Source organism: Patulibacter sp. (assembly GCF_030655195.1).
Lineage (GTDB): Bacteria > Actinomycetota > Thermoleophilia > Solirubrobacterales > Solirubrobacteraceae > Patulibacter.
In genome coordinates this window covers 1-5,219 of sequence record NZ_JAURWA010000160.1, presented here as the reverse complement: position 1 = coordinate 5,219, position 5,219 = coordinate 1, and the positions used below count along the sequence as shown (strand labels likewise).

5 protein-coding genes and 1 tRNA gene are annotated in these 5,219 nt (G+C 74.8%); all 6 read right to left on the bottom strand.

Annotation, left to right across the window (positions count from 1 at the left end; all coding sequences use genetic code 11):
• Positions 1-135: 135 nt before the first annotated feature.
• Complete coding sequence (locus tag Q7T67_RS18045; RefSeq protein ID WP_304793022.1) at positions 136-759, bottom strand: FKBP-type peptidyl-prolyl cis-trans isomerase; 624 nt, start codon at positions 757-759, stop codon at positions 136-138.
• Between the two features lie 144 nt (positions 760-903).
• Positions 904-1,539: a DUF3037 domain-containing protein gene (locus Q7T67_RS18040; RefSeq protein WP_304793019.1), complete on the bottom strand. Its 636-nt coding sequence runs from the start codon at positions 1,537-1,539 to the stop codon at positions 904-906.
• Positions 1,523-2,293, bottom strand: a complete 771-nt coding sequence (locus tag Q7T67_RS18035) for a HipA family kinase (protein ID WP_304793016.1) — start codon at positions 2,291-2,293, stop codon at positions 1,523-1,525. Before Q7T67_RS18035 ends, Q7T67_RS18040 begins: the two co-directional genes overlap by 17 nt.
• 158 nt (positions 2,294-2,451) lie before the next feature.
• Positions 2,452-3,207, bottom strand: coding sequence for an enoyl-CoA hydratase/isomerase family protein (locus Q7T67_RS18030; RefSeq protein WP_304793012.1), 756 nt, complete (start codon positions 3,205-3,207; stop codon positions 2,452-2,454).
• A 343-nt stretch (positions 3,208-3,550) separates the two neighbouring features.
• A tRNA-Tyr gene (locus tag Q7T67_RS18025) sits at positions 3,551-3,632 on the bottom strand.
• Between the two features lie 60 nt (positions 3,633-3,692).
• A complete protein-coding gene (gene rpoD, locus Q7T67_RS18020) occupies positions 3,693-4,847 on the bottom strand; it encodes an RNA polymerase sigma factor RpoD (protein ID WP_304793009.1) in 1,155 nt (384 codons plus the stop codon).
• Positions 4,848-5,219: the final 372 nt, after the last annotated feature.

Genomic DNA, 5,219 nt, shown 5'->3' with positions numbered 1-5,219 from the left:
GGCGAGCAGCGATCCGGCGCCGCCGGCCGCGAGGACCACGGCCAGCGCGCCCGCGGCCGCCCGAGGGCGACGAGAGCGTGGGCGGGGTGCGGGACGGACGGTCATGCGCCCGACCCTACCCGCCGCGCCGTGGGCTCAGCTGGCCTTGACGAGGTCGATCACGAAGATGAGCGTGCCACCGGGGGGCACCGAGCCGTCCGGCGTGCCCTGGTCGCCGTAGCCCTGCGCGGCGGGGACGACGAGCAGGCGTCGGCCGCCCGGCTTCATGCCGGGGACGCCCTTGATCCAGCCCTCGATCAGCCCGCCCTCCTCGAGGGGGAACGAGGTCGAGTTGGGGCTGCGGGTCCACGACGAGTCGACGGGGCTGTCGTCGCCGCCCCAGTTGACCAGCGTGTAGCGGACCTCGACGTTGTCGTTCAGCTTCGCGGGCGTGCCCTTGCCCTCGACGATGTCCTCGCTGACCAGCGACGACGGCGGGGTCCCCGACGGCGACTTGATCGTCGGCGCCGTCTTCAGGTCGTCGCCGACACCGTCGGCCAGGGTCTTGACCTCGGCGGACGCCGACGCGCCCGAGCCGGACTCGGTGCTGGTCGGCGCAGCCTCGGTCGTCGTCGCGGCGGTGCTCGTGCCCTCCGCGGTCGTGGCGGCCTCGGTGCCGCCGCTCTCGACGTCCTGGGCGGTGCGCTCGTCGCCGCATCCCGCGCCGGCGAGTGCGAGCAGCAGGAGGGGCAGCGGCAGGAGCCTGCGGGGCGAGATCATCGGCGCAGCGTACCCACGACACGCGAGGCGCCGCGCCGACGCCCGGGCGGGCCCACGCGGCACGGGACTCCGGAGAGCCGGACGGCGCCCGGGGCCCGGGCCCGGTGTCCGGCTCGAGGGTCGGCCCGACCTCCGCGACGGGGCTCAGCCGCCGACGGTGACGAGCTCGGCCACCAGCCGCTCGAGCGTCGCGGACGCGTCGGCGCAGAGCCCCGTGTGCACGGGCGACGGCTGGACCATCGTGTTCGAGGGTGCGGAGAGCCACCCGAAGCGGTCGGATCGTGGCATCGCGGCGATGGCCCCGGCCCCGTCGTCGCCGTCGGCGACGCGCACCAGCCCGCTGAGGTGCTCCTCGAGCGCCGCGAGGTCCAGCGTCGGGTCCAGCGCCAGCAGCCGTTCGTGGTCGAGGACCGTGCGCAGGCCGAGGAACCGGTGTCGCCGCGCGTGCAGCACGACCCCGACGTTCAGGCCCTCGCCGCGCGCGACGGACGGCACGAGCCGCAGCACGGCGTACTGGAAGACCTCGCGGGCCCCGGAGCCCCCGTCGGTGGCCGGCGCGGCGTCCGGCCGGTCGTCGGCCGCGGCGCCGCGGTCGCCCGTGGGGCCGTCGTCGGTACGGGTCGGCCGGGTCGACGGCGCGACGGGACGGCCCGTCGCGGGCGCGTCGCCCCCGAGGTCCGGCCGGGTCGACGCTGCGCCGGCGCGTGCCCGCGGGGTACGTCCGCCGGCGGGGTGCCCGGCGCCGGCCGCCGCCGAGCCGTCCTCAGGCGGTGCGGGCACGCTCGGCCTCCTCGACGAACCCGCGGGGTGCGGCGATGCGGGCGAGGAGGTCCGCGACGACCAGGTCGGGGCCGCCGTCGCCCAGCCACTCCTCCGGCACCTCGCTGAGCACCGCGCGCAGCAGGGCCTCGGTGACGTGGGGCGCCAACCGCTCGTCCATCGCGGTGATCGACCCCGCGCGGGGCAGCAGCACGTGGTCGCGGATCGGGGCGAAGCGGCCGGTGGCACGGGCCGGGTCCAGGCCGGCGTGCTGGCGGTAGAGCGCGGCGCCGTTGTCGATGATCCAGATCCGCCCGTGCCAGGTCAGCAGGTTGGGGTTGCGCGGGGTGCGGTCGACGTTCTCGACGAACGCGTCGATCCAGACGAGCGCGGCGGCGAGGTCCGCGCTCGGCTGCGGGCCCGCCGCCGCCGTGTACGGCAGCGCCCCCGGGAGGAAGTCCATGCCGACGTTGACGCCGGCGCTCTTGGCGATCGGCTCCTGGATCTCGGGGTCGGGCTCGGCGTGGGAGAGCGCGACGGGCAGGTCGACCATCGCCAGGTCGGGCATCAGGAGGCCGAGCCCCGGCTCCTCGAGCGCGAGCGCCCGGATCAGCTCGCCGACGACGATCTCGGCGACGAGCACCTTCGTCCCCTGCGCCGCACCGGAGAGCTTCACGACGTACAGCCCGTCGTCGTCGGCCTCGACGAGCGCGGGCACGGAGCCGCCCTCGCGCAGCGGTGCGACGTAGCGGAGGGCGTGGACCGTGCGGAGCACCCCGGGAGCATCCCACGGGCGCCGGGCCGACCTCCTGGTGGCGGTCGACGGAGGGAGCGGTCCGGGGGGGGTGGTCGGCGCGGGGCGGGTGGTCCAGGGCGCGGCGGTGGACCAGGGCGCGGCGGTGGACCAGGGCGCGACGGTGGTCCGCCCCGTGGCTACTCGGGCAGCGTGCCCGCGGCCACCGCGCGCTTCAGGGACGCGACCTGCGCCGGGGTCTCGAGGTCCAGCCCGGCGGCCCACCCCAGCCGCGGCGGACCGAGCTCGCGGCGCGCGGTGCCGATCGCAGAGCGGGCGAGGACGGGGTCGTCGGCGACCCGTTCGGCGATCGCCAGCGCCCGCGCGTCGACGTCCTCGCGCGGGACCGCCGCCCACGCCAGCCCCAGCGCGACCGCCCGGTCGCCGTCGAGCTCCTCGTCGAAGACGCCCAGGGCGATCGCGGCCTCGCGGCCGGCGACCCGCTCGAGCAGCGTGAAATGCCCGCCGCCGGGGTGCAGGCCGATGCGGTGGAAGCCCGCGAAGATCCGGGCGTCGTGGGCCACGATCCGCAGGTCGGCGGCGAGGGCCAGGTTGAGCCCTGCACCGACCGCCGCGCCGGCGACGGCGGCGACGACCGGGGCCCTGAGGGCTCCGACGCGGACGAACGACGCATAGAGCGCCCGCAGCTCCTCGACGGTCTCCGGCGGGGCGTCCGGCTGCCCGACGGCGCGCAGGGTGTCGCGCGCACCGCCGGCGCAGAACGAGCGCCCCTCGCCGCGGAGGACGACGGCCCCGACATCGTCGTCGCGGTCGACCTCCTCGCAGGCGGAGACGAGCTCGCGCGCCATCGGCAGGGTCAGCGCGTTGCGCCGCTCCGGCGCGTTCAGCGTGATGACGGCGACGGCGCCCTGGCGGGTGAGCTCGATCTCGGACATGCGCCGCAGTCTCGCGGATCCCATGGACCGGACGGCGGTCCTCCGGATGGAGGCGGTCGGGCACGGTGGGGGTCGACCCGCGGCAGGGTCGGGCGGGGCATACAGGGCCGGGTCGGCGCACGAATCCGGGTCTCGGTGACGCCGGAGGATCGAGACCCTGATCGTGGGCGGTGGCGCACCCCGATCCAGGTCTCGGGGCAGAGGGGTCCGCGAGACCCGGATCCGGTCCCGGGTCGACCACGCCGCCGCCGGGCCCACCACGTGCCGCGCACCGGCTCGCCGCACGCCGTCCCTCTGCGCCGAGAACGACGAAGGCCCCGCGATGCGGGGCCCTCGGAAGAGGTGGGGGGAACAGGATTCGAACCTGTGTAGGCAGAGCCAACGGGTTTACAGCCCGTCTCCTTTAACCACTCGGACATCCCCCCGAGCGATGGCGGATCCTAGCGAGGCGGCGCGGTCGGCGTCGCCTCGCCGGGCGGGCCTGACTAAACCGCGTCCCGCAGGCGCTGGGACTCGGGGAGGCTCTCCAGCTTCTTGAGCGTGTGGCTCTCGATCTGGCGGATGCGCTCGCGGGTGACGTCGAACGCGCGGCCGACCTCCTCGAGCGTCGAGGGCTGGTCGCCGGAGAGGCCGAAGCGCATCTCGATGACCTCGCGCTCGCGCTTGGGCAGCGTCGAGAGGGCACGACGGACGTGCTCCTTACGCAGCTGCTCGCTCGTCATCTCGAAGGGCGACTCGGCGTCCTTGTCCTCGACGAAGTCCCCGAGCGAGGACTCCTCGTCCTCGCCGACGGGCTTCTCGAGCGAGATCGGCTGCTGCGACATGCGGAGGATGTCGCGCACGTCGCGGACCTGCATGTCGACCTCGGTCGCGATCTCCTCCGGCGTGGGCTGCCGGCCGAGCGACTGGACGAGCTGGCGCTCGACGTGGACGACCTTGTTGAGCTTCTCGACCATGTGGACCGGGATCCGGATGGTGCGGCCCTTGTCGGCGATGGCGCGCGTCACGGCCTGGCGGATCCACCACGTGGCGTACGTGGAGAACTTGTAGCCGCGGCGGTAGTCGAACTTCTCGACCGCGCGGATGAGGCCCAGCGAGCCCTCCTGGATGAGGTCGAGGAAGGAGAGGCCGCGGCCCAGGTAGGCCTTGGCGATCGAGACGACGAGGCGCAGGTTGGCCTCGATCATCTGCTGCTTGGCCTGCTGGTCGCCGCGCTCGATGCGCTTGGCCAGCTGGACCTCCTGGTCGGCCGTCAGCAGCGCGACGCGGCCGATCGACCGCAGGTACATGCGCAGCGAGTCGAGGCTCGGCTCGACGGTGAGGTCGATCTGCGGGCGCTCCTTCGGCGCGGCACCGGACTCGCGGTCCTTGCGGGAGCCGGCGTGCTCGAGGCGCTCGGCCTCGGACGCGGTGCGGTCGTGCGCGTCGCCGCCACCGCGGATGACGTCCACGCCCAGCTCGTCGAGGTGCCCGTGGAACGCGGTGAGCTGCTCCTTCGTGACCTCGGCCTCCTCCAGGGCGGACGCGATGCCCGCGACGGTCAGGAAGCCCTTCTCCTGGCCCTCCGCGATCAGTGCTCGCAACTCGTCGATCTCGGTGATCGGCGTCTCGTCGGCCATCAGGGCCTCGTTGTTGCTCACGTCGGAACCTTCCAATCCTGGGTTCGATGCCCACTGCCGACTTCCCGCCGGGGGGTCATCACGATGTCTCCACCGTCGACAATCAGACGTGGCCCCGGGGCGCTGTCGCGACCCCTGCGGTGCCGACGCTGGCGTGTCGTCGTGCTTGCAAGGAATAGCACAAGGTCGCCCGAAATGACGCGCCGAGGGTGATGGCTGTCACACCGGAGGCCCGCACATCCGGCCAGATCGCACGCATGGGCGCCCGCCGCGCCGCTATCACGTGCGCGCGGGTCTCCGTCGCACCCGGACCGGCTGCGAGCGCGCCACGTCGCCGGCCCGCCGGCCCCCGGGCCCGGTGCGGCCGGGCGTCCAGCGGCACGGGAGCGCCGC

Coding starts and splice junctions, on each gene's coding strand:
- Q7T67_RS18045 (WP_304793022.1), bottom strand. CDS start 759: ATGATCTCGCCCCGCAGGCTCCTGCCGCTGCCCCTCCTGCTGCTCGCA.
- Q7T67_RS18030 (WP_304793012.1), bottom strand. CDS start 3,207: ATGTCCGAGATCGAGCTCACCCGCCAGGGCGCCGTCGCCGTCATCACG.